The organism is Bartonella bovis 91-4 (assembly GCF_000384965.1).
GTDB classification, from domain to species: domain Bacteria; phylum Pseudomonadota; class Alphaproteobacteria; order Rhizobiales; family Rhizobiaceae; genus Bartonella; species Bartonella bovis.
On record NZ_CM001844.1, the window covers coordinates 1 to 24717 of the forward strand.

20 protein-coding genes and 4 pseudogenes are annotated in these 24717 nt (G+C 34.3%); 16 read left to right on the forward strand and 8 right to left on the reverse strand.

The features are described 5' to 3' along the window. The 6 genes and pseudogenes from BBBE_RS00005 to polA all read left to right on the forward strand — a co-directional run bounded on the left by BBBE_RS00005 (position 1) and on the right by polA (position 6839). The gene (locus BBBE_RS00005) at positions 1 to 825 is read left to right on the forward strand and encodes a pyruvate, water dikinase regulatory protein (protein ID WP_010700577.1); all 825 of its coding nucleotides are present in this window, start codon (positions 1 to 3) and stop codon (positions 823 to 825) included. A gap of 22 nt (positions 826 to 847) precedes the next feature. Further along, the gene (locus tag BBBE_RS00010) at positions 848 to 1432 is read left to right on the forward strand and encodes a Maf family nucleotide pyrophosphatase (protein ID WP_010700578.1); all 585 of its coding nucleotides are present in this window, start codon (positions 848 to 850) and stop codon (positions 1430 to 1432) included. Then, positions 1425 to 2305 (forward strand): annotated as a pseudogene (locus BBBE_RS00015) (shikimate dehydrogenase). The gene BBBE_RS00010 and the pseudogene BBBE_RS00015 overlap by 8 nt, the downstream one beginning before the upstream one ends. Next, positions 2302 to 2904, forward strand: coding sequence for a dephospho-CoA kinase (gene coaE, locus BBBE_RS00020; protein ID WP_010700580.1), 603 nt, complete (start codon positions 2302 to 2304; stop codon positions 2902 to 2904). The pseudogene BBBE_RS00015 and the gene coaE overlap by 4 nt, the downstream one beginning before the upstream one ends. Before the next feature lie 3 nt (positions 2905 to 2907). After that, positions 2908 to 3612 carry a DNA polymerase III subunit epsilon gene (gene dnaQ / locus BBBE_RS00025; protein ID WP_010700581.1) on the forward strand — a complete coding sequence of 235 codons (705 nt, stop codon included), beginning with the start codon at positions 2908 to 2910 and terminating at the stop codon, positions 3610 to 3612. A gap of 320 nt (positions 3613 to 3932) precedes the next feature. Further along, a complete protein-coding gene (polA, locus tag BBBE_RS00035; protein WP_010700582.1) occupies positions 3933 to 6839 on the forward strand; it encodes a DNA polymerase I in 2907 nt (968 codons plus the stop codon). On the opposite strand, the gene BBBE_RS00040 is transcribed toward polA, so the two are convergent. The 7 genes from BBBE_RS00040 to ihfB form a co-directional block, all read right to left on the reverse strand. Then, the gene (locus BBBE_RS00040; RefSeq protein ID WP_010700583.1) at positions 6836 to 7714 is read right to left on the reverse strand and encodes an endonuclease/exonuclease/phosphatase family protein; all 879 of its coding nucleotides are present in this window, start codon (positions 7712 to 7714) and stop codon (positions 6836 to 6838) included. The genes polA and BBBE_RS00040 overlap by 4 nt on opposite strands. 135 nt (positions 7715 to 7849) lie before the next feature. Beyond that, positions 7850 to 8623 carry a Bax inhibitor-1/YccA family protein gene (locus BBBE_RS00045; protein WP_010700584.1) on the reverse strand — a complete coding sequence of 258 codons (774 nt, stop codon included), beginning with the start codon at positions 8621 to 8623 and terminating at the stop codon, positions 7850 to 7852. A 970-nt stretch (positions 8624 to 9593) separates the two neighbouring features. Then, a complete protein-coding gene (lspA, locus tag BBBE_RS00050; RefSeq protein ID WP_010700585.1) occupies positions 9594 to 10097 on the reverse strand; it encodes a signal peptidase II in 504 nt (167 codons plus the stop codon). Then, positions 10094 to 10942, reverse strand: a complete 849-nt coding sequence (locus BBBE_RS00055; protein ID WP_010700586.1) for a TrmH family RNA methyltransferase — start codon at positions 10940 to 10942, stop codon at positions 10094 to 10096. Before BBBE_RS00055 ends, lspA begins: the two co-directional genes overlap by 4 nt. A gap of 2 nt (positions 10943 to 10944) precedes the next feature. Beyond that, positions 10945 to 11877, reverse strand: a complete 933-nt coding sequence (locus tag BBBE_RS00060; RefSeq protein ID WP_035464574.1) for a class I SAM-dependent rRNA methyltransferase — start codon at positions 11875 to 11877, stop codon at positions 10945 to 10947. 155 nt (positions 11878 to 12032) lie between these two features. After that, a complete protein-coding gene (locus tag BBBE_RS00065) occupies positions 12033 to 12344 on the reverse strand; it encodes a LapA family protein (RefSeq protein ID WP_035464576.1) in 312 nt (103 codons plus the stop codon). A gap of 8 nt (positions 12345 to 12352) precedes the next feature. Beyond that, a complete protein-coding gene (gene ihfB / locus BBBE_RS00070) occupies positions 12353 to 12631 on the reverse strand; it encodes an integration host factor subunit beta (protein ID WP_010700589.1) in 279 nt (92 codons plus the stop codon). A gap of 194 nt (positions 12632 to 12825) precedes the next feature. Here ihfB and lptC point away from each other — a divergent pair, with 194 nt between their 5' ends. The 6 genes and pseudogenes from lptC to rlmN all read left to right on the forward strand — a co-directional run. Further along, complete coding sequence (lptC, locus tag BBBE_RS00075; RefSeq protein WP_010700590.1) at positions 12826 to 13470, forward strand: LPS export ABC transporter periplasmic protein LptC; 645 nt, start codon at positions 12826 to 12828, stop codon at positions 13468 to 13470. A gap of 83 nt (positions 13471 to 13553) precedes the next feature. Beyond that, positions 13554 to 14147, forward strand: coding sequence for an LptA/OstA family protein (locus BBBE_RS00080; RefSeq protein ID WP_010700591.1), 594 nt, complete (start codon positions 13554 to 13556; stop codon positions 14145 to 14147). 19 nt (positions 14148 to 14166) lie between these two features. After that, a complete protein-coding gene (lptB, locus tag BBBE_RS00085; RefSeq protein WP_010700592.1) occupies positions 14167 to 14961 on the forward strand; it encodes an LPS export ABC transporter ATP-binding protein in 795 nt (264 codons plus the stop codon). 1156 nt (positions 14962 to 16117) lie between these two features. Next, complete coding sequence (gene ptsN / locus BBBE_RS00090; RefSeq protein ID WP_010700593.1) at positions 16118 to 16582, forward strand: PTS IIA-like nitrogen regulatory protein PtsN; 465 nt, start codon at positions 16118 to 16120, stop codon at positions 16580 to 16582. 682 nt (positions 16583 to 17264) lie between these two features. Continuing rightward, a complete protein-coding gene (locus BBBE_RS00095; protein ID WP_010700594.1) occupies positions 17265 to 17768 on the forward strand; it encodes an invasion associated locus B family protein in 504 nt (167 codons plus the stop codon). A 113-nt stretch (positions 17769 to 17881) separates the two neighbouring features. Next, a pseudogene (rlmN, locus tag BBBE_RS00100) lies at positions 17882 to 19033 on the forward strand (dual-specificity RNA methyltransferase RlmN); the annotation flags it as partial. Positions 19034 to 19049: 16 nt separating this feature from the next. On the opposite strand, the gene BBBE_RS00105 reads toward rlmN, so the two are convergent. After that, positions 19050 to 19694: a LysE family translocator gene (locus BBBE_RS00105; RefSeq protein ID WP_010700596.1), complete on the reverse strand. Its 645-nt coding sequence runs from the start codon at positions 19692 to 19694 to the stop codon at positions 19050 to 19052. Between the two features lie 208 nt (positions 19695 to 19902). Here BBBE_RS00105 and BBBE_RS07475 point away from each other — a divergent pair. From BBBE_RS07475 to BBBE_RS00120, 4 genes and pseudogenes are all read left to right on the forward strand, one after another. Beyond that, positions 19903 to 20248: pseudogene (locus BBBE_RS07475) on the forward strand (argininosuccinate synthase domain-containing protein). Positions 20249 to 20452: 204 nt separating this feature from the next. Then, positions 20453 to 21001, forward strand: a pseudogene (locus BBBE_RS07480) (adenine nucleotide alpha hydrolase family protein). Positions 21002 to 21392: 391 nt separating this feature from the next. Further along, on the forward strand, positions 21393 to 23051 hold the full coding sequence (locus BBBE_RS00115) for a lysine--tRNA ligase (RefSeq protein WP_010700597.1): 1659 nt from the start codon (positions 21393 to 21395) through the stop codon (positions 23049 to 23051). Then, positions 23051 to 24628, forward strand: a complete 1578-nt coding sequence (locus tag BBBE_RS00120) for a peptide chain release factor 3 (protein ID WP_010700598.1) — start codon at positions 23051 to 23053, stop codon at positions 24626 to 24628. The genes BBBE_RS00115 and BBBE_RS00120 overlap by 1 nt, the downstream gene beginning before the upstream one ends. Positions 24629 to 24717: the final 89 nt, after the last annotated feature.

Here is a 24717-nt window from a genome sequence, read left to right on the forward strand (position 1 = left end):
ATGCAAAAAGAAAAAAAGAGCTTTCATTTGTATATGATTTCTGATGCAACAGGAGAAACATTAATTTCTGCTGCAAGGGCTGTAGCGTCGCAATACACGATGTATCAGGCAGTAGAACATCTTTATCCGATGATTCGTAATAAAGCACAGTTGCAAAAAATTCTTGATGAGATTCAAACAAAGCCGGGTATTGTTCTTTACACAATTATTGATAAAGAAATTGAACAACTTCTCAGTAAAATGTGTGCAAAAATAGGTATTCCTTGTGTTGCTATTCTAGATCCTGTTTTGAATGTTTTTCAGTCTTATCTCGGAACACCAACAAATTTACGTGCTAGTGCACAACATAGTCTTAATGCAGATTATTTTCGTCGTATTGAGGCATTGAATTTTACAATAGAACACGACGATGGACAATCTCCTGATAGTATATTAAATGCAGATGTGATTCTTGTAGGAATTTCAAGAACTTCCAAAACACCAACGAGCATCTATTTAGCAAATCGTGGAATAAAAACGGCTAATGTGCCTCTTATTCCAGGAATTGACTTACCACAAACTCTTTTAGAGAAAAAAGATGTTTTAATTGTTGGTTTAATTGCTTCAGCTGAGAGAATTTCACATATTCGCCAAAATCGAGATTTGGGGGAAGGTTTTACTATTGAAAATTATACTGATCGTACAAGCATAGCTAGAGAGTTAGTTCATGCAAAACGCATTTATGAACGTTTTAATTGGCCTATTATTGATGTAACAAGACGTTCTATTGAAGAAACCGCGGCAGAAGTATTTAGACTTTTATCACAATTTCGTGAAAAAAAATGAGAGAAATTTTGTAATCAAAAATATGTTAATATTAGCATCCCTTAGTTCTTATCGCGCACACTTATTAAACAAAGCCGGTTTAAAATTTTCCATTGAAGGAGCTTCCTTTGATGAACGAAAAGTAGAAGAGAAAATAAAAACTAAAACTCCCAAAGAAATGAGTTGTTTTCTTGCAAGTGCAAAAGCAAAAAATGTTTCTAAACGTTTTCCTCATGCATTAGTTATTGGTTGTGATCAAGTACTTGATTTAGAAGGTCAGATTTTTCATAAAGTTACAGATGTTAAAGAAGCATATCAACGATTATGTACTTTATCAGGAAAGACACATTCTCTTCATAGTGCAATAGCTTTAGTTCAAAATGGTCAAGAAATTTGGGTTGAAGCTTTTAGTGCTCATATGACAGTACGTTCTCTCTCATCAGAGTTTATTGAACGCTATCTAGCGCGTGTAGGAGAAGATGTTTTAAAAAGTGTGGGAGTATATCAAATCGAGAAAGAAGGAATCCACCTTTTTGAAAAAATTGAGGGGGATTTTTTTACTATTATTGGTTTACCATTGTTACCGTTGTTATCTAAACTACGTCATTTGGGAATTATTGATGGTTAATTTAACAATAAATTGTGAAAAAAAAGAGTATCCGTGTGCTTTTATTGCTGGTTATCCTGTTCATCATTCAAAATCACCAAAGATTCACAATTTTTGGCTCAAACAATATGATTTACAAGGTGAATATCTTGCAAAAGAAGTAACAACCAAAGAATTTAGTAATTTTCTTATGTCTTCACAAAAAAGAGGTTTTTGTGGAGGTAATGTTACTTTACCTCATAAACAAGAAGCTTTTCGTTTAGCAACTTATAAAGATGAAGTAGCAACAGTCATTGGTGCTGTTAATACATTATGGTTTGAAAGACAAAAGCTTTGTGCTACAAACACTGATGCATACGGTTTTAGTGCTAATCTTGATGAAATTGCTCCCGATTGGGTTAAACAAACAGCGCTTGTTTTTGGTGCAGGAGGTACTGCCCGCGCTATTTTATATATCTTGAAAAAACGTGGATTTGAACGTATTTTTTTGCTTAACCGTACAAGACGACGTGCAGATGATTTAGCTGAGTATTTTGGAAAATCTGTTGAGGTCTATGATTGGCAAAATGTTGATAAAATACTTTATCAAGTTGATTTCATTGTTAATGCAACTTCTGTGGGTATGACAAATCTTTACAACAAACAAAACGATACTTTTTTTTTGATTTTCATAAAGTTAAACCAACAGCATTGGTAGCAGACGTTGTCTATAATCCATTGACGACTCCTTTTTTACAACAAGCAAAAGCGCACGGTTTAAAAACAATCGATGGGCTTGGTATGCTTTTACATCAAGCCGTACCTGGTTTTGAGCGGTGGTTTGGAACAAAGCCGCTTGTAACAAAAGCATTACGAACAGCAATTATAGAGGATATGAGTGAAGATAAAACATGAAAATTGTAGGATTGACCGGATCAATTGCAATGGGAAAGTCAACAGTTGCTCGTTTTTTCAAACAAGCAGGTATTCCTGTTTTTGATGCTGATAAAATAGTACACCAGCTTTACCGTAGTGAGCCGGCTTTGTCGCTTATTGCACGAAGTTTTCCAGATGTTGTTGAAAATGGTCAAGTTAATCGTTTAAAACTCTCTAAAATTTTGATAAATAATCACGAAAAGCTGCAAATTTTAGAAAAAATAATCTATCCTTTAGTTTGGAAAAAAGAAGAAGAATTTGTCAATAAAGCACGTAAACAGGGAAAAAAACTAATAGTTCTTGATATTCCACTTCTTTTTGAAACAAATAGTGAAAATCGAGTAGATAGTATAATTGTTGTATCTGCGCCATTAGCAATACAAAAAAGCCGTGCAATGAATCGTCCAAATATGAGTGAAGAAAAATTTGCAGCAATTAATGCTAAACAAATGTCTGATAAAAAAAAGCAAGAACGTGCAAATTTTATCATTGATACGGGGAAAAGTTTAAATAATACACGCCAACAAGTGTTTCATATAATAAAAAGTTTACTAAGGGATGTATCTTTAAAGAATTAAAAAATGCGTGAAATTATTTTTGATACCGAAACAACAGGTTTAGATAAAGACAGCGACCGTATTATTGAAATCGGTTGTGTAGAGATGATTGATCGTTATCTTACAGGACGTCAATTCCATGTTTATTTAAATCCACAAGGAGTTATTATCCCTGAAGAGGTTGTAGCAATTCATGGTTTGACCAATGAACGTTTAAAAAATGAGAAGAAATTCGAAGATATTGCTGATGAGTTTTTAGAATTTATCAATGGTGCAACAATAGTTGCCCATAACGCAAGTTTCGACATAAGCTTTCTTAATGCAGAATTAGGGCGAATCAATAAACCACTTATCAGTGTTGATAATGTCATTGATACATTAGCTATAGCACGACAAAAATTCCCTATGGGGCCTAATTCTCTTGATGTTTTGTGTAAACGTTTTGGAATTGATAATAGTAATCGCGTTCTTCACGGTGCTCTACTTGATGCAGAAATTCTTGCCGATGTTTATATTGAGTTAATTGGTGGAAAACAAGGTGTACTTAGTTTTGATAACAGTGTTAACCTTGATGAAAATACTCAAGATGGCAAGAGAATTTCTCATACAATTAAGGCTCGCCCTTACACTTTACCTTCAAGGTTAAGCGCACAAGAAAAAGAAATGCATGCTAGTTTAATTAAAAAAATAGGCGATAAAGCTTTATGGAATAATTTTAAAATTTCTTAATAAGAATCTCGAGCTTTTTATTAAAAATCAAAAACAGACAACGCAACTTTTAAAAATACGGTCGTTGTGGGGAGGGGAACACCACAACGACCTCACCACTACGTTGTACCTCAGCTATCATAGAAGGAGTAAAATGAAAGCTATCATATCCTATAATAACAAAGAAAAGCTCTTGGTACTCACTATAAAACGTAACGGCTTTATATCTTATAAAAACAAAAAAATGGCTTTTCAGAGGCAACTCTATAAATTTTGAAATGAGATCAAAAAAAATATAAGAATAAATTTGTTTTGCACTAAAATAAAGAAATGAAATTGCCATGGAAAAAAAAGATCACTTATTTTTAGTTGATGGATCGGGTTACATTTTTCGTGCTTATCACGCTTTACCACCCTTAAAACGTAAAAAGGATGGACTTCCTGTAGGCGCCGTAGCCGGTTTTTGCAACATGTTGTGGAAATTACTCTGTGATGCTCGCAATACGGCTGTTGGTATTGTGCCAACTCATTTTGCTGTTATTTTTGATTATTCATCTGATACGTTTCGTAAAGAGATTTATCCTCAATATAAAGCCAATCGTTTAGCTCCTCCTGAAGATCTTGTTCCTCAATTTTCTCTGATACGACAAGCAACAAAAGCTTTTAATTTGCCTTGCATCGAAAAAGAGGGATTTGAAGCAGATGATTTAATTGCAACCTATGCACAGCTGGCAACTCAAGCGGGAGCAAAAACAACAATTATTTCTTCAGACAAAGATTTAATGCAATTGGTAAATACGCATGTGTCTTTATATGATGGAATGAAAGATAAGCATATCGGTGTTTGTGAAGTCATAGAAAAATGGGGTGTAACACCTGAAAAAATGGTTGATTTGCAAGCTTTAGTTGGAGATCCTACAGATAATATTCCAGGTGTTCCTGGTATTGGTCCAAAGATTGCAGCACAATTATTAAATCAGTTTGGTACTCTTGATCTTTTGTTGCAACACGCAGCAGAAATTAAGCAAGCAAAGCGGCGTGAAAATATTCAAGCTTATAGAGAGCAAACAAAAATTTCTCGCCAATTGGTAAAGCTTAAAACAGATGTACCAATAGACAGTAATTTAGATGGTTTCATTTTAGAACCACAAGATGGACCGCGTTTAATCGCTTTTTTAAAAGCTATGGAATTTACAGCGTTAACGCGTCGTGTAGCAGAAGCAACAGAATGTGATGCAGAGGTTATTGATGCGCTTGATATAGATGTTAAATGGACACAAACTATTTATAGACCTGATTTGGATAATGAGAAAGCTAGTCCATCACTAACCCGTGGTTTTTATAAGAATTCACCACAGATTTTGGCACAAAAGCGTAAAGATCAGACTCTCGTGCAAAAAAATATAGGAGATTCTTATAAAATCATCCTTGATGAAGAAACCTTAAAAGAATGGTTATCGCAGGCACAAGAGCAAGGTTATTTTGCTTTTAATGTTGAAACGACCTCACTACCCCCTATACAAGCAAAAATTATTGGTTTTTCGTTAGCGCTAAAGCCAGAAAAAGCAGCCTATATACCACTAGAACATACTGAAGGAGGACACGATCTTTTAGGGGGTGGACGTATAGTTGCACAAATTGAGACACAGAAGGTTTTAGCACTTTTAAAACCAATATTGGAAGATCAAGCTGTGTTAAAAATTGGCCATAATATGAAATATAATTGGCTGGTTATGAAACAATACGGCATTGTGATACAGCCTTTTGATGACATAATGCTTATATCGTATGCTTTGGATTCTGGAACTTTGACTCATGAGAGAAATATTTTATCTGAACGATGGCTTAAGCATAAACCAATTACTTACAAAGATTTAACACATAACGAAAAAAAAATTACTTCTTTTGCACAAGTAAATTTAAAACAGGCAACCCTTTATGCGGCAGAAGGTGCTGATATAACGTTAAGGTTATGGCAAGTTTTAAAGCAGCAACTTGTTGCACAAGGAGTAACGAGAATTTATGAACGTCTTGATCGACCACTAATAGAAGTTCTTGCAAGAATGGAAGAACGAGGGATTCTTGTTGATAAGCAAATTCTTTCGCGTCTTTCATATGAGTTAGCACAAGCAGCTTTTTCTCTAGAAGAAGAAATTTACCAGCTAGCTGGTGAACAATTTAATATAGCCTCACCAAAACAATTAAGCAATATTCTTTTTGACAAAATGAATTTACCAGGAGGTGTTAAGACTAAAAATGGTCAGTGGTCAACCTCTGCACAAATTTTGGAAGAATTAGCTGCTGAAGGTCATGTTTTACCGCGCAAAATTGTTGATTGGCGTCAACTTACAAAATTAAAATCCACTTATACAGATGCTTTACCTTATTACATCTTGCCCGAAACAGGGCGTGTTCACACTCATTATTCTTTAGCAACAACATCAACTGGGCGGTTATCTTCATCAGAACCCAATCTGCAAAATATTCCAATACGAACAGTAGAAGGGCGTAAAATTCGAACAGCCTTTATTGCTCCAAAAGGGTGTGTGCTATTATCAGCTGATTATAGTCAAATTGAATTACGTGTTCTTGCACATATTGCTAATATAACTGCATTGAAAGAAGCGTTTGCACAAGATAAAGATATTCACGCTATAACTGCATCGCAAATATTTGAAATTCCTGTGGAAGAGATGCCTTCAGATATACGCCGACGTGCAAAGGCGATTAATTTTGGTATTATTTACGGTATTTCAGCTTTTGGATTGGCAAACCAATTAAATATTTCACGAAACGAGGCAAGTCGCTATATTGATATTTATTTTAAAAGGTTTCCAGGAATTAAGGATTATATGGAAACCACTAAATCATTTGCGTGCCAACATGGTTATGTAGAAACAATTTTTGGACGTCGTATTCATTACCCTGAAATAAAAGCAACAAATTCACAAATCCGCGCTTTCAATGAAAGAGCTGCTATTAACGCACCAATTCAAGGATCAGCTGCAGATATCATCCGCCGTGCTATGATCCAAATGGAAGATGCTTTGAAAAAAGAAGAACTATCAGCAAAAATGCTACTTCAGGTTCACGACGAACTGATTTTTGAAGTACCAGAAACTGAAAGTGAAAAAACAAAAATTCTTGTTAAAAAGGTAATGGAAAATGCTACAATGCCAGCATTATCCCTGTCTGTCCCTCTCAAAGTAAAAGTTATGACTGCTCAAAACTGGAATGAGGCACATTAATTTTTTTCACTTATTTTATCATTAAATGTGGCCATTACATTGGCAAGATTAAGATGAGCTTTAATTGGTAAGTGATCTGATGCAACACGCGCTAATGGTGAATAATGACTTTCAACTTTTGTTACTAAATGAGGAGGAAAAGCAAAAATTCTATCAAGAGCTAAAAAAGGAAAGCGAGAAGGAAAACTTGGCACAGTTCCTAGTGTAATATCAAAATAAGGAAAAAAATGATTTAATGACGATTTTTTCCCTACCCGCCATTCATTAAAATCACCAATGAGTAGTGTGGGCATAAAGGAACGTTTTTGCAAAAGTGTAAGAAGCATTTTTACTTGCTGATTACGAGAATGGCGTAACAAGCCAAAATGAGCTGCTATGATACGAATAAAACCTGTCTCCATTTCTAATTCTGCCATTATAGCACCTCGTGGTTCAATACCAGGCAAGGAAATTTGTAAGATATCATGCACCCGTCCTTGACGCACAAAAAGAGCATTACCATGCCAACCATGGCCATTGGGTGACATGGTATTTAAAGGCACAGGAATCAAATTTGTTTCAGCTTTTAATAATTTGAGATCAATCAAGCCAACGCGTTCACCAAAGCGTTTGTCTGCTTCTTGGAGTGCGAGAATATCAGCTTGTAATTCTGCAATAACACGCACAATACGAGTAGGGTTAAAAATTTTATCAACACCTACGCATTTATGAACATTATAAGAAGCAACAACAAGATCATAATCTTTATCACAATGAAAAGTATTTGGTTGGTGGCCAGAATAATTACGGATAACATTTAAGAGAGGTTTATGAAGCTTTTGCTGGATGAATGTGGTAGGCCAGCGAAATTTTGGTTTATGAGGCTTCTTTATCATTTTATATTTGAGTTGATTGTTCGGTATCGCAAAATATAATGCTAAAAAATTAGAGAATACGAGCTTGTATTAAAAACTAAAAAGCCTTGTTTCTTGAATGAAACAAGGCTTTTTAATAAAACAATAACTGTATAATTAATTACGGTTCGAACCCAAGAATTGTAACAAGAAAACAAACATATTAATAAAATCAAGATAAAGATTTAACGCACCCATAATAATTTTACGACCACGAGTGTCATCTGCATCACCTTCGTAATACATTAATTTGATAGTTTGTGTATTATAAGCTGTTAAGCCAGCAAAAACAAGAACACCAATTACTGAAATAGCAAATTGCAAGGCACTCGATCCCAAGAAAATATTAACGACCATAGCAAGTAGCAGACCAATCAACCCCATAAACAAGAATGACCCCATCGCTGTAAGATCACGTTTTGTAGTATAGCCGTAAAGCGAAAGAGAACCAAAAGCTGCTGAAGTTATGACGAAAGTTTGCACAATACTTTCAGGTGTGTAACGTAAGATAATTGATGATAATGAAAGCCCAACAAGCGCTGCATAACCAAAAAAGAGACCACGAGCAGCATTGGTACTAAGCGTATTGATTTTAAAACTGAGAAACAACACAGCAACAAGTGGCGAAAACATAATAACATAAGATAAAGGTGACGTATAAAATGTCACTCCAAATGATGTTAAGTAAACGCTACCGTTAATTTGTGCAGCTGCTTGATTTATATCTGCTGTTGTGGCCAATGATGCAATTATATAAGCAGCAGAAGCTGTAATAAGTAAACCAATGGCCATTGTGTTATAGACGCCCAGCATATAGCTGCGCAATCCTTGATCGATTGAAGCATCGGCATGAGAAACAGACGCCGAACGTAAATTTTTGAAATCAGCCATAATAAAAAGTCCTTTAGCATATGTTCCGTCACGAGTTAGGATTAAAAAGGTATAAATTCTTTTTAATAACGCTTATATAAAACATTATTAAGCTTATATAAACAACCCTAAACGCCGCTGGTAAATTCTAGCATACCTTCTCTTCCTATTATGGAGATTTATTTAAAAATTACAAGAGACTTTTATTGAGAGGAAAACTTACAAATTTGTAATGAAGAAGCGCATTTTAACTAGAAATATTTAATTTTTTCAATAATATTTTTTACAAGGTTAACTAATCTATTTATCGGCGGTTAAAATAAATAATTTTGTTTGAATAGACCTAAAAAGAATTAGCTATTTCAGTGATATTTATTAATCGCACACAATATCAAAGATTTAGTTAAGGACTTTGTTTTTTTATAAACACTAAAAATTTTTCTGTTTTGGGTGATTAACAATAATTCATAATCAAAGTACTACCAGGCCCAATTTTATTTTTTAGTACTTCAGCAGTCAAAAGAGACACTATTTTACATTATCAATTTTATAAAAACAAATTAGATAATAACAATAACAAAATCTGCTTTGTTAATATCTTTGATATTATACCGCTCACTTAATGCCAATAAAACGCGCTAAAAATAGCCCACTACGATATCAGAATTTAACGTAAAAACATTTTTTGCTATTAGCTTTAAAGCCGATAATTAAATTCGGTGTTAGTTTTTTGGCGATGCTGCTTTGTGATACATGATTTATACATTAAAGAATATTGCACGAAGGTGGAAAAAACTTTAATGGTATTGTAACTAAAGGATAAACACCGAATTTTTTTTATTTGTAAATTAAGATGACAATTTTAATAAGTTCTGTAAAAAAAACAGTAGCAGATAGAATGTGAATAACGTTGTGGGTTATAACTCATTAGAGAATAAAAACATGGTTATATTCACAGTATCAATAGCTTCATAAATAGTGAAATAATATATTATTTTGTGGAAGTGTTATCATTGAAATAACGTTTTTTTCCAAACAAAATACGAAATTCATCAATTAATATAGCGATGGATCCAAGTGTTATAAAAGTATCAGCAAGATTGAAGATAGCAAAAGAAAAGATGCCATCAATGTGGAATGATATATAATCAGTAACATAGTGAAAACGAATGCGATCAATAAGATTTCCAATTGCTCCACCAAGGATTAAGACAATACCAAAATGTGTTAAAATTTTATTGTGTTCAGCATTTTTCCAAAACCATAAAAGAAACACAATAATGATGAGTGTAAAAGCAATGAGTCCCCAATGGGAAAAAGAAGAAAAAAACGAAAATGCAATACCAGAATTGCGTACATGGTAAAGCGAAATAAAAGAAAGAAGCGGAATTTTTGTTTCTAAAGGTATGGTCTGTATAACCCAAAATTTTATTGCTTGATCAAGAAAAACTGTAATAACCAAACCAGAAAGAAGACAGGATAATTTGCGTGTCATCTTTTCACCTCACACGGTTCAAGTGTTAAATAAGGGCGACGGATTTCATAAAGCATAATAGCTGTAGCTATGGCCAAATTAAGTGAATCAGCACGTCCATTTTGTGGAATACGCACCAGTTGATCACAGCGATCAGCAAGAACATCTGGTAGACCTTGTTGTTCATTTCCCATTAAAAGTATAATAGGGCCTTTTTTTAAATCAACGCTGCGATAATCAACAGACGTTTTAAGATGTGTCCCAATAATGATACCTTTAAAGTGTGTGGACCAATTCAAAAAAGCACTTTCACTACAATGATAAAGTGGTATAGAAAAAATTGATCCCATTGTTGCACGTACTGTTTCGGGTGAAAAAGGATCTGTTGTTTCACCGATCAGCATAATCCCTTTTGCTCCAACTGCATCTGCAGTGCGGATAATGGTACCAAGATTTCCGGGATCACGTACACGATCAAGCGCAATATAGACATCTTGATTTAGTCCTTTTATCATTTCAATAGGGTGCCATTGTTGTTTAAAAATGCCAACAACTGTTTGCGGATTATGACGCCGGGTAATAGATTCCATAACTTTTTGTGAAGCTTTAATGACAAAACCACCACAAGCTACAGTACGTGCGGCAATATTTTCAATGATAGTGTTACCAATTTTATTTTTGGATAAAATAAGTGTTTGGATTGTCCAACCAAGGTTTAAAGCATCAATCACTAGTTTAAGCCCTTCAGCCATGAAGACTCTATCTCGATTACGGTTCTTCTTTTGGTTGAGTGCTTTAAGGTTTTTAATGATAGGGTTGCTAAGAGAAGAGATTTCTTTAACTTGACCTGTTTTTTGTGTATACATATTCAAGCAATCCAACGGCTAAAAAGAGAAGTAGAAAGAGCACGTCCAGCAATTTCTTCACGCAAAATCAATTCTCCTGATTCAATTGTACCACCAAGATTTATAAATTCGTCACGCATTAAAGTATGAAGTGCGTAAAAGGAAGAACGAATAGTATAAGCTGTAAGCACGATGGATAATGGTCTGTCAGATAAAAGGTTGCGACAATTTTTAATCATTGCTGGTAAATGATCAAATAATTGCCAAACTTCACCATGAGGCCCACGCCCATAGGCAGGAGGGTCAAGAAGAATGATATCGTAGGTTTTTTGACGACGCAATTCGCGCTCAACAAATTTTACAGCATCGTCACAGATCCAACGAATAGAGTGATCTAATAATCCCGCTTTTTCCTGATTAGCTTTTGCCCAAATGATAGCTTTTTTAGAAGCATCAACATGGGTGACAGCTGCACCTGCACGCGCACCAATCAAAGAAGCAATACCTGTGTAACCAAAAAGATTTAGCAATTTAATAGGGCGTTTGGCTTTAATAATTTGTTCTTCCATCAAACGCCAATGAGCATCCTGTTCGGGAAAAACACCGACATGACGAAAAGAAGTAAAACGCCCCCAAAAAGGCAAACCATTCCAAAAAAGTGGCCATGTTTCATTAAGTTGTTTTTTTGGAAAATGCCAACGACCAATACCTTCTTCATCTCGATTGCCTTTGAAAATAGCATCAACATCAATCCAATTTTCTTGTGGTAAAGCGGGTTTCCATAACGCTTGACCTTCTGGACGGATAATACGGTAAGAGCCGTAGCGTTCTAATTTTCGTCCATTACCAGAATCAATCAAGGCATAGTCTGCACTGGTACTTGTTTCTAAAATAAGAGGTATTTTTTCTTGCGGGTACACACCATTAAAATGTGATTGAAAGCATTTTGCAGACATATTTGGTGCCATAATATTTGCTTTGCAAGAAGGTTTATTGATGAAAAACTATTGAATTTCTAGTATAATGTGAAAGTCTGAAATTAATTAAACATTATAAAAAAGCAAAAATACTTTTAAAATTTCATTATCAAACACAGTAAGAGTAAAATTCATTAAGGTGTTGTTATATTAAGATTTTTAGCAATCGATGTCTTTAATTTCTCAAGCTCTGCTTTGCTTTTTTTAAGAGCTTTACGGTATTGACGTTGTATAAACCAGTGCACCGTACTACTCAATAAAATACCAAGAACAAGAAAAATAAAAAGCCAAACAAAAAAGGGAGCTTGGTAAGTAAAACTTTCAGAATTTGTTCGAAAAGGATCAAGCGTTAAGGTAACAATTTGACGATTAGCTACAGTAAAAGCAATCAAAAAAATTGTAAGAGGAACTAAAATAATTGCCAAGAGAATACGTTTGGTTGTCATTAGTTTATTCATTTATTCAATCGATCCCGTAAATCTTTACCTGTTTTGAAAAAAGGAACCCATTTTTTTTCAACTACAACGGTTTCACCTGTTCGTGGATTACGACCATTACGAGCCGAACGGCTTTTAACAGCGAAAGCTCCAAAACCACGGAGTTCAATACGGTCACCATTAACGAGCGCTGTTGAAATTTCTTCAAAAACAGCATTTACAATATTCTCTACATCACGCTGTAGAAGATGTGGATTATAACGAGCAATAATTTGTATGAGTTCTGATTTGATCAAAATAGCCTCTCTATTCACACAAAAAAGATTACATTTTCCTACTGTGCATTCTATATGTGCACGTTACGTAATATAAATTAATAAAAACAGAATAAAACCAAGAGCAGTCAGATTGCAAGAAGCAAAATTTAAAAATACATATTGAGAGATGTTAAAGGTCGAAAAAACTAGAGTGTTTGAAAGATAAAATAAATATGTCTATACGTAATTATCGTAAAGCTTTTTCAATAAAATCATTTTCTGATGACATTTTTAAAAAAGCGTATCATCATTCATATCGAGTTCGTTTGTTAAAAATCTTTTTACCTCTTATAGCGTTAATTATAGCGCTGGTTTTTTCTTGGTTTATATTTTTTTCTCTGTCTGCTTCCTCTGGTAGTGTGGTTTTAAAGAGTGAAAATGATGAGATAGTAAAATTGATAATGGTCAATCCAAGATTAGAAAGTTATACAAGTTCTCAAAAGCTTTACTGGCTTAAAGCACAAGAAGCTTTTCAAGATTCTATACATTCTGAGGTGATTGGATTACAAGGTATTACAGCTGAGATACCTTCAGGCAAATTAGGGGTGGCTTTTCTTCAAGCACAAAGTGGGACTTATGATCATATTAATGGTCATTTGCAATTAGATAAGCCATTTATAATCAAAACACAGGACAATATGGTTGCACAATTTATAGCTGCTGATATCGATTTATCTGAAGGCCAATTAAGGACTGATCAATGTGTACATATTAAACGTGCAGGCTTATCTCTTAAAGCAGATGCTTTACAAATTCGTGAGAAAGGGCTGAAAATATATTTTCAGGGTGATGTGCACTTGGTGATTGACAAACAATAAATTAAGATCAACACGAACTCTTAAATGATGTTTATGGAAGATAAATCTATATATAAACAAATGGAAGAATTGGGGATAATCAGGTGAATCCAAAAACATCATATAAAAAACAAATAAATTTATATTTGACTTTAATCATGGGAACATTAGGACTGAGTGTGATTTTTGGACATGCTGAAGAATCTCATTTCGGGATTAATTTATCAAATAGCAAAGAGCCTATAGAATTGCGTGCAGATTCTTTAGAAATACATGATAAAGAAGGGGTTGCTGTTTTTAGAGGCAATGTTTCAGTTGTTCAGGGTGAACGATTTATGCAAACATCACAATTGATTGTTTATTACGATAAAGCACATAAAGCAATTGGTGAGAATAAGAAAAACATAGAGTCAACATCGCTTGTTGATTTTGATACAACAGGTATTAAGAAAATGGAAGCATCAGGAAAGGTTTATATTAAAATAGCCACGCAGATTGCTACCGGTGATAAAGGTGTTTTTGATGGGCAATCAAATAAGGTAATCCTGACAGGTAATAAAGTTGTTTTGAGAGATAACAATAATGTTGCGACAGGGTGCAAATTGACAGTACATATGGAAAGTGGAAAAGCTTTTCTTGAAGGTTGTCAGACGGTTGAAAAAAAGAACCGTGCTTCAATCATTTTAAAATCAAATTAAAAATAGCTGTTAAGATTTTATGCTTGGAATCAAAAAAACAAAACGAACGACTAGATATAATTTTGCGAATGAAGCTTTAAAACAACCTTTAAAAGGGACTTTAGTTGCACGTCATTTAGTTAAAGTTTATCGAGGAAGGCGGGTTGTTAAGGATGTTTCTTTTCATGTCTGCACCGGTGAAGCTGTAGGTATTTTAGGCCCGAATGGTGCTGGTAAAACTACTTGTTTTTATATGGTTACAGGTTTAGTTGAAACTGATGGGGGGACAATTGAAATTCATGGATTTAATGTCACCCATATGCCGATGTATCAACGTGCGCGTTTGGGTATTGGATATCTACCGCAAGAAGCATCTATTTTTCGTGGTCTTTCAGTAGAAAATAACATTAAAGCTGTTTTGGAAGTAGTTGAAAAAGATCGCTTTAAACGTCGTGAAGAATTGGATGCACTTTTATGTGAATTCAAAATTGATCATTTACGCAAAACACCAGCTATTTCTTTGTCTGGGGGTGAACGGCGACGACTCGAAATCGCACGTGCTTTAGCTTCACGCCCCAATTTTATGTTGCTTGATGAGCCATTTGCAGGAATTGACCCTATTGCTATTTCTGATATCCAACGGCTTGTTCAACATTTAACTCAACGTGGTATCGGTGTTTTAATAACTGATCATAATGTGCGTGAGACATTAAATCTTGTTGATCGCGCTTATATTATTCATGAGGGACAAGTGTTAATTGATGGCTGTCCGAATGATATTATCAATAACACTGATGTTCGTAGAATTTATTTGGGTAGTCAATTTTCTCTTTAGATTATTTTGATGTATTATAAAAGATCAAATTAAATTTAAAAGATTATAACTGTAAAGAATAAGATATCGTTTTTAATCAATTACATTTTATGATGCTAATAATGCTTTTTATTTCCATTATACAGCTAAGAATCCTCTATTAATATGGGATATGATGAGCTTATTTCCAAAATAAGAGGTTGGTAATTTGAATGACCTTAAGTTAAAAGTGAAATGATTAAACTTGCTCTCTTCTTAATTTCTTCATTCTATAAGAATCGTTTTATTCTAGTAATATTCATTGTTTTAGTGCACAAATTCCTGCTTATTTGAATTTTTTATAATTACAATCTAATTGAATTTTTTCTGCTAATATGGTTAGATGAATACCTTAAAAATGGATGATTTTTTTGACTTGTTTTAATTGCATTTTGAAAAAGATATCGCTAAATTAGTTTTATTATTGAATGATAAATGGGTTTGTCATGAATCTGCGCATTTCTAGAAAATATAGAGATAGCAGGAGGTTTTTTCACGACCGATTCAAACAATATATTGGTGATTTTATTTCCGAATGTTTTAATAATAAAGTTGCAGGCTATAGTACGATTTTCAAATCAAATTTGTACTATTTTACTAATTGTATTGCGCATTTAAAAATTAGCACACTTTTACAAAATATTAAGCCAGTTACAAAATGCACAAATATTTTAATAAAGTGGTTGAATATATTTCATATGTTTTTGTTGTTATCATTAGTTGTTTTAAGCCATACACTAAGACTCTAAGTAAAAATACCATTTTTGCACAATATATATATGATGGATATTATGAAACCTATTAAGAAAGGGAGGACAATCTTCCAAAGGTTATAAATCAATTATGACGACTGAAAGGTTAATAAGATGATGACGATTATTAGCGAGTTACAAGAATCAAATTTTGATTGACAAGGTGATTTTAATTTTTGTTTTCCCAATGTTGTTGAAAACAAGCTAAATGTTGTTCATCATCAAGCTAATGGTGATGTGAGAAAGATTAATTCATGGTTATTATGAGTTAATAAACGTATATAAGATAATGCAAAATATTGACATAAATCGATGAAAGCTCTTAAAAATTAATTTATTTTGGGATTTGCAAATAAACATTCGAGTGTGTAAAAAGGAAATAAGTTATGAATTTGAGTGAGTTAATTGCACCAGAAGCAATTATTCCGGTGCTCAAAGCAAATTCAAAAAGACAAGTCCTGAAAATTTTAGCTGAGAAAGCTAATGAATTAACAGGTCTTAGTGAGCGTATAATTTTTGATGTTATTTTGCAGCGTGAAAAATTAGGATCAACCGGGGTGGGAAATGGTATTGCGATCCCTCATGGGAAATTTCCTAATATTAATCGAAATATCTGTATCTTTGCTCGTCTTGAACATCCAGTTGATTTTGAAACTTTTGATGATGAGCCTGTTGATCTTGTTTTCCTGCTTTTGGCGCCTGAGCAGGCTGGCACAGATAATTTGAAAGCTTTGTCACAAATTACGCGCATTTTACATTATTCTGATGTTATTGACAAATTACGCAATACACATGATGTCCACACGCTTGATGCTTTATTGATCCAACATTTAACATTAAATGCAGCCTGAGAAGCAATGTTGGGCAATATGTATTACGATAGGATCAATCGAAGAAAAAATTTTAATACCCTGCCAGTTTTTCTTGTAAGTGTTTCAAAATTAAAAAGCGTGTGATGTTTGATAAGTTTACAACATTAATTTTGAACAAGCAAAAAAGGAAAAGACATAAATGATTACACACAAATCTAAAAGTGAGCTTTAATTGATAAGGGATTTAAAGTCTATTGATTGTTTGATCTTTCTATAGAAAATATGTCTTTTAAAAAGCTGTATAATAATTTACTTGTATATAGCGTGATTCTACAATTTGTCATTTAACAATCTAATAATGTGTTCACTTTTTGGTTTGTTTTGCAATCAAATTACCAGTGGAAGCAAAGTATGTGTTTATATTTTTATCTTAAACAACAGAAATACGCTTTTTATTTGCGAAAACACAAGTTCTTTATGCAAAAACAAAGTTGACGAAATAAAATCAGAATATTGTCTTTTTATCTGGTTATTAAATAAAAAGAATCATATTTTATAAAAGCCACAAGGTTACACTAAAATAAAAAGCTTGTTTTAATTGAGAGGCTTATTTTATTGTTAAATAATTAACAACAATAATGCTAAATATTTAGCTAGCCTTTGTTAGGCTTCATTGAAACAAAAAATTGTTAAAGAGAATAAAGAAGTGAGTTAAATGGAGATGTTAAAAAAGACTTTTATCGCTGCGTTTATAATGATTTTAGCTGCTGCTGAGATAACATGGGCACAAACGCCAAACCGTTTAAATCAGTTTGAAGCTTGGGGAGCTTATTCTTATAAATCATCAGAAAATACAGTTTGCTACATGTTATCAGTGCCTTTAAGCGCACTTCCAACAACTGTTAATCATGGTGATAATTTCTTTTTGGTAACTAAACGTTCTAATTCACCCGTTACATTCGAACCCCAATTTATGGCTGGTTATACACTTAAAGAAGGATCAAAAGTTACTGTAACCGTTGGAAATAAAAATTTTGACTTTTTTACAAAAGATTCATCAGCTTGGTTAGCATCATCGGAGATGGAAAAGCAGCTTGTTGCTGCTATGCGTTCAGGTAAAGATATGGTGGTAAAGGCGACCTCAAAACGGGGAACGCATACTACCTACACTTATTCCTTAAAAGGGGTGACGGCTGCATTAAATATGGTGCAAAAATGTCATTAAGGCACTTATAATTTTTAAAATAGCTATATAAACTAGAAGTCAATTGGCTATTTTACGTGATTTTTCAACTAGGTGGTACATGTCAAGTGCTCAAAGTAAATGATACTGTGACAGAGGAGAGATCTAAACTATCCTTAATTGGTTTATCGCGTGATGAAATGGTGCAAGCTTTAAAGGTGATTGGTGTGCCAGAACATCAATTGCGTATGCGCGTGCGTCAGCTTTGGCATTGGCTTTATGTACGTGGTGTTTCACATTTTGATGAGATGCTAAATATTGCTAAGCCAATGCGTAAAATGCTTCAAGATCATTTTTCTATTACGCGCCCGGAAATTATTGAAGAACAAACATCAAACGATGGTACATGTAAATGGCTCTTGCGTTTCCCAGCACGTGGAGCTGGAAAGCCTGTTGAAATTGAGACAGTTTATATTCCTGAAGAAGGGCGCGGTACTTTATGTATTTCATCTCAGGTAGGGTGTACGTTAACTTGCTCTTTTTGTCATACAGGAACGCAGACACTTGTTCGCAATCTGACAGCTGAAGAAATTTTGGTACAATTATTAGTTGCACGTGATCGTTTGGGTGATTTTCCTAAGAAAAATACATTTGATGATGCAGTTCTTTCAGTCAAAGGGCGCGAAATCACCAATATTGTTATGATGGGTATGGGTGAACCACTTTATAATTTTGAAGCGGTCAAAAGAGCTTTATTAATTGCATCTGATGGTGATGGGCTTTCTTTATCAAAACGCCGAATTACTCTTTCAACAAGTGGGGTCGTTCCTGAAATTATACGAGCTGGAAAAGAAATTGGAGTTATGTTGGCAATTTCATTGCATGCTGTACATGATACATTGCGGGATATACTGGTACCAATTAATAAAAAATATCCACTTGCTGTGTTAATGGACGCTTGTCGTAATTATCCTGGTCTTTCTAATGCAAAGCGAATTACATTTGAATATGTTATGCTGAAAGACGTAAATGATAGTTTAGATGATGCTAAACAATTAGTGCAGTTACTTAAAGGTATTCCTGCAAAGATCAATTTAATTCCTTTTAATTCATGGCCGGGGAGTCATTATCAATGTTCTGATTGGGAACAAATTGAACGTTTTGCTGATATCATTAATCAAGCAGGTTATGCTTCCCCTATTCGGATGCCACGTGGTCGCGATATTTTAGCTGCTTGTGGACAGCTTAAATCAACTTCACAACGTTTACGCAAATCTGAGCGGTTGCGCTTTGAAAATACAATTTAAGGATGCTAAATTTAATTTAGTATGTTTTGATGATAAGTAAGCGTAAAGCAAAAATAATAAAAATAGTGGCAATAAGCCAATTGAGCAGGTGAATATAAAAAGGATTTTCCTTTAAGCTTGTGGAGAGTTTGTTAGCCATAAGAACCAATAAAATTGTAATAGGTAAAGATATAGGAATATAAGAAAGCCCCAAAATAAACAATTTTTGCTTGGCCATAGGATCATTAACATCAATAAATTGAGGTAAGAAAGTTATATTAAAAAGGATGACTTTGGGATTTAAAAGATTAATTCCAACTCCTGCAAGATAATTACGTTTAAAACTTTGATGATTTGGTGGGGATGTTTGTTGTAAAGAAAATGTTGAATTTTTTCGCAATGTTTGAAAAGCAAGCCATAGAAGAAAGAAAGCGCCAACAATTTTCAGAAGAAAAAAAGCACTCGGTGAGGTGACAATAAGTGCAGATAAACCAATAGCCACAGCAGTAACCTGAATGGCAAAACCCGTTGCACTACCCAAAGCACACATAATCCCAGCTTTTTTATTTTGTACAATAGTCCGTCCCACTGACAGCATTATATCAGGTCCTGGGATAAGCGCTAAAATCAAAGATGCCAGAGCAAATTGCATAAAAATGGGCCATTCAGGAAAAAATGACATGTAAATTTCCTTTATATATAAAAAGAGATTACTACAATTTACGCTTATTCGTTCTTTTTTACATCCTTTTAATACTACTTAAAGGGAATTTATTTTCATTGCTTGCATGGTTCTAAGTAAAAGAAAATAAATAATGTGAAGCTTTAAAATGAAAAAATCAAGATATTAAGGAAGTTGTTTTAGCTTATTCAGGAAGGTTAGATACGTCATATTCTCAAATGGTTGTAAAAGTAAGCTCTGTGTTGAAGTTGTCACTTTTACAGTTGATTTAGGGCAAGGGGAAGAATTAAAGCCTGCATGTTGTGAAGCCAAAATGCTTGGTATTAAAGAAATCTACATTGAAGATCTGCATGAAGAATTTGTACGTGATTTTGTATTTCCAATGTTTCGAGTAAATGCAATTTATGAAAATTTATCTTTTGGAGACATCAATTGCTTGCTCACTCATCTCAAAATGTCTTATCGAAATTGCTAAAGAAACAGGTGCAGATGCAATTGCTTATGGAGTAACAGGAAAAGGGAATGATCAAGTACGTTTTAAACTTTTTGTCTAATGCTCTTAACTCCATATTAAAGTTATTGCTCCGTGACATGATTGAGTTTTAAAAGTCAAACAAATTTAATTGAGTTTACGCAGGCACATCAAATTCCAATGGAGAAGGATAAACAAGGTGAAGCACCTTTTTCAATAGATGCAAATTTATTTAGAAGAAAAGGTTTTAGAAGATCCGGCTAGTGCTGCTCCTGAATATATGCATATGCGCACTCTTTCGCTAGAAGCTGCTCCAGATCAAGCAACTATAATCACTATTGGTTTTAAGAAAGGTGATGCTGTTTCGATTAATGGAAAAGTTTTATCTCCTGCAGCTCTACTTGTTTGATTGAATTAGTATGGATGCAACAATGGTATTGGTCGGTTAGATTTAGTAGAAAACGCTTTATAGGTATGAAGTCGCATGGTATTTATAAAATACCAGAGGGAAACTATTCTCTTAACTACGTATCGGGCAATCGAATCTTTGACATTAAATCAAGGTGCAGCGCGTTTGAAAGGTAAATTAATGCTGCGTTGTGTAGAATTGATTTATTATTGGTTTCTGGTTTTACCTAAACGCCAAATGTTACAGGCGGCTATGGATTTATCGCAAAAAAATGTTGAGGGCGAGGTGACATTAAAACCTTACAAAAGTAATGTTATTGTTATGGGGCGCCAAAGCGAAGAGTCACTTTATTACGATAAATTGGTGACTTTTGAAGATGATCAAGGCGCTTATAATCAAAAAATGTTGTTGGCTTTATTAAATTGAATGCTTTGCGCTTTCATACATTAATGCTGTGTTCATCAAAATTATAGATGGAAATAATAAAAAACTATTTTAATGTTTTTTCTTAAAAAATAACTTTTAGACAAAATATTTAACAAAGTTTTTTATTACTCATTTTTATCAATAGATACACTATTTGTTTATGCTGTTTTCAATACGAAAGAATTTGTTTTCTTTTGGAGTAAATGTAATAGGGTAAAGTTTAAGATAACGGTTCTTGAAAAGTCAATTAAAAAAGCAAAGGATTATTGTAAAATAATAAAAGTGGAATAAAAAAATTTTGGCTACTTTTACTTTGCTATTATTGACGAATAAATTCAATAACCATACACCATGTGTATTAAACAATTTAATTTAAGGATAAAAATTATAAATGCGTGATCAGTGTGCTGCCCTTAGTTTTACACCCGAATTAATTGATGCAGCTGCCCAGTCGAAAGCCTGGCCGTTTGAAGAAGCACGCAAGCTTATCAAGCGTTATGAAAAAACAGGTTATCCAGAAAACATTTTATTTGAAACAGGCTATGGACCTTCTGGTTTGCCGCATATTGGTACTTTTGGAGAAGTGGCGCGCACGACCATGGTGCGTCATGCTTTTCATATTTTAACTGAGAACAAAGTTAAAACAAAACTTTTGTGCTTTTCTGATGATATGGATGGTTTGCGCAAAGTTCCTGATAATGTGCCTGATCGTGAAAAGATGGAAAGTTATCTTGGTCAGCCACTTAGTCGCGTACCAGATCCTTTTGGGAATGTTTATCCTTCTTTTGGAGCAGCTAATAATGCGCGTTTGTGCGCTTTTCTTGATCGCTTTGGTTTTGATTATGAATTTATCAGCTCTACCGATTATTACAGTTCTGGCCGTTTTGATGAAGCACTTTTAAAGATACTTGCCTGTTATGATCAGGTTATGGACATTATTCTGCCAACATTGGGTGAAGAGCGGCGGGCAACATATTCACTCTTTTTGCCTATCTCTCCTATTTCTGGAAAAGTATTACAGGTACCAATGATCGCCCGTAATATTGAAAAAGGCACTGTCACTTATATCGAACCTGAAACAGGTGAAACCATTGAAACAGAAGTCACACGTGGAAGGGTTAAATGCCAGTGGAAGGTGGATTGGGCAATGCGTTGGAAAGCGCTTGGGGTTGATTATGAAATGGCGGGAAAAGATCTTATCGATTCCGTCTCTCTTTCTTCTAAAATTTGCAAAGTACTTGGTGGTGATCCGCCTGAAGGGTTCAATTATGAACTTTTTTTAGATGATAAGGGACAGAAAATTTCCAAATCCAAAGGAAATGGTTTGACTATTGATGAATGGTTGACTTATGCACCAACACAAAGCTTAGCGCTCTATATGTTTTTAAAGCCTAAAACGGCAAAACGACTTTATTTTGATGTCATTCCAAAAGCCGTTGACGAATATTATGCACATCTTTCAGCTTATAATCGTCAGTTGTGGAAAGATCGGTTAAATAATCCCGTATGGCATATCCATAATGGTTGCCCACCACAAATTAATTTGCCTGTATCTTTCGCTATGTTATTGAATTTAGTAAGTGCTTCAAATGCTGAAAATAAAGAAGTTCTTTGGGGGTTTATTTCTCGCTATGCTAAAGGAGCAAATCCGCAAACATATCCAATGCTTGATCAGTTAGTGGAATTTGCCATTAAATATTTTGGTATTTTTGTAAAACCAAACAAAAAATTTCGTATACCTGATGAAAATGAACGTTTAACATTGGCTAAAATCGATGAAAAATTAGCCAGCCTTCCAGAAACTGCTGATGAAAATACAATCCAAAATGCGCTTCTTGATGTTGCGCGTTTAACACAATGTTATCAAGATCATAACAAAAAAAGCCCTGAAGGGGGACCTGGTGTTTCGAATGTCTTTTTTCAAATGCTTTATGAAGTTCTTTTAGGGCAAGAACGGGGGCCAAGATTTGGATCGTTTATTGCGCTTTATGGAATTGATAAAATACGTGCACTCATTGCTGAAACGCTTGCACAACCTGTGGGGGAATAATGGAATATAGAGCGCAAGAAGTAAAACGACGGCGTACATTTGCAATTATTGCGCACCCTGATGCAGGAAAGACGACATTAACAGAAAAATTTTTACTGTTTGGTGGTGCTATTCAACTTGCCGGTGAGGTGAGAGCAAAAAAAGATCGTATTCAAACTCGTTCTGATTGGATGAAAATTGAACGTGATCGTGGTATTTCGGTTGTAACATCTGTGATGACATTTGAATATGAAGGGCATATTTTTAATTTGTTGGATACTCCAGGCCATGCTGATTTTGCAGATGATACATATCGCACCCTCACAGCAGTTGATAGCGCTATTATGGTGTTGGATGGTGCGCGCGGAATTGAGCCCAGGACATTAAAATTATTCGAAGTTTGCCGAATGAGGGACATTCCTATTATTACTTTTGTTAATAAAATGGATCGTGAGGCGCGTGATCCCCTAGAAATTTTAGATGAAATTGAAGAAAAGCTTGTTCTTGATACTGCTCCAATTACATGGCCTATTGGTATAGGTAAAGATTTTAAAGGTACTTTTGATTTTCATCATAATTGTTTTCGCCAGCATGATGATGAGGTAACCCCAAAAATAGTTTCTGGACCTGTTGAGGTTTCTAATTTACTTCCTGAAAATCAACGTGCATCCTTTGTTGAAGGGATAGAATTTGCCCGTAATGCATGCAAAAAATTTAATTTTCAGGCTTTTTATGAAGGTCATATGACACCTGTTTATTTTGGTTCAGCTTTACGTAATTTTGGTGTTCGTGATTTAATAAATGCATTAGTCGATTTTGGTCCAAGTCCTCGTGATCAGGTGGCTGATCAACGCACTGTAATGGCTGTAGAATCCAAGATGACAGGGTTCGTTTTTAAAATTCAAGCCAATATGGATCCTAATCATCGTGATCGGATTGCATTTTTACGGGTATGTTCAGGAACGCTTAAGCGGGGTATGAAGACAAAACTAGTTCGAACGGGAAAGCCAATGACACTTTCAACACCGCAATTTTTCTTTGCTCGTTCACGCCAAATTGCTGATCAAGCCTATGCTGGTGATGTAGTTGGAATTCCTAATCATGGAACTTTGCGGATTGGTGATACTTTGACTGAGGGAGAGGATATTCTCTTTAAAGGTTTACCAAATTTTGCACCAGAAATTTTGCGTCGCGTATGTTTAAGCGATCCCATGAAAGCAAAAAAGCTTAAAGAAGCTTTGCGGCAAATGGCTGAAGAGGGAGTTGTTCAACTCTTTATTCCTGATGATGGATCACCTGCTCTTATTGGTGTTATTGGTGCTTTGCAAATTGATGTTTTAATAGAAAGATTGAAGGTAGAATATTCTTTACCCGTAAATTTTGAACTAGCGCGTTTCAATATTTGTCGTTGGATTTTCGCAGACAATAAAGATGAGCTTCAAAATTTTCTCACAAATCACCGCTCTGCTATTGCTCACGATTTGGATGGTGATCCGGTTTTTTTAGCAGAAAATCATTTTTCATTGAATTATGAAGCAGAACGGGCTCCAAAAATAAAATTTTCACCCTTTAAAGATTATCAAGTCCGCTCTAAGTAAGTAAATAATTTTTGTTTCAACAAAAGGAGATTGTTTTAAGAAGGTAAAGAATTCCTTAGAATTTTTCTCTTTATATAAAAATTATTATA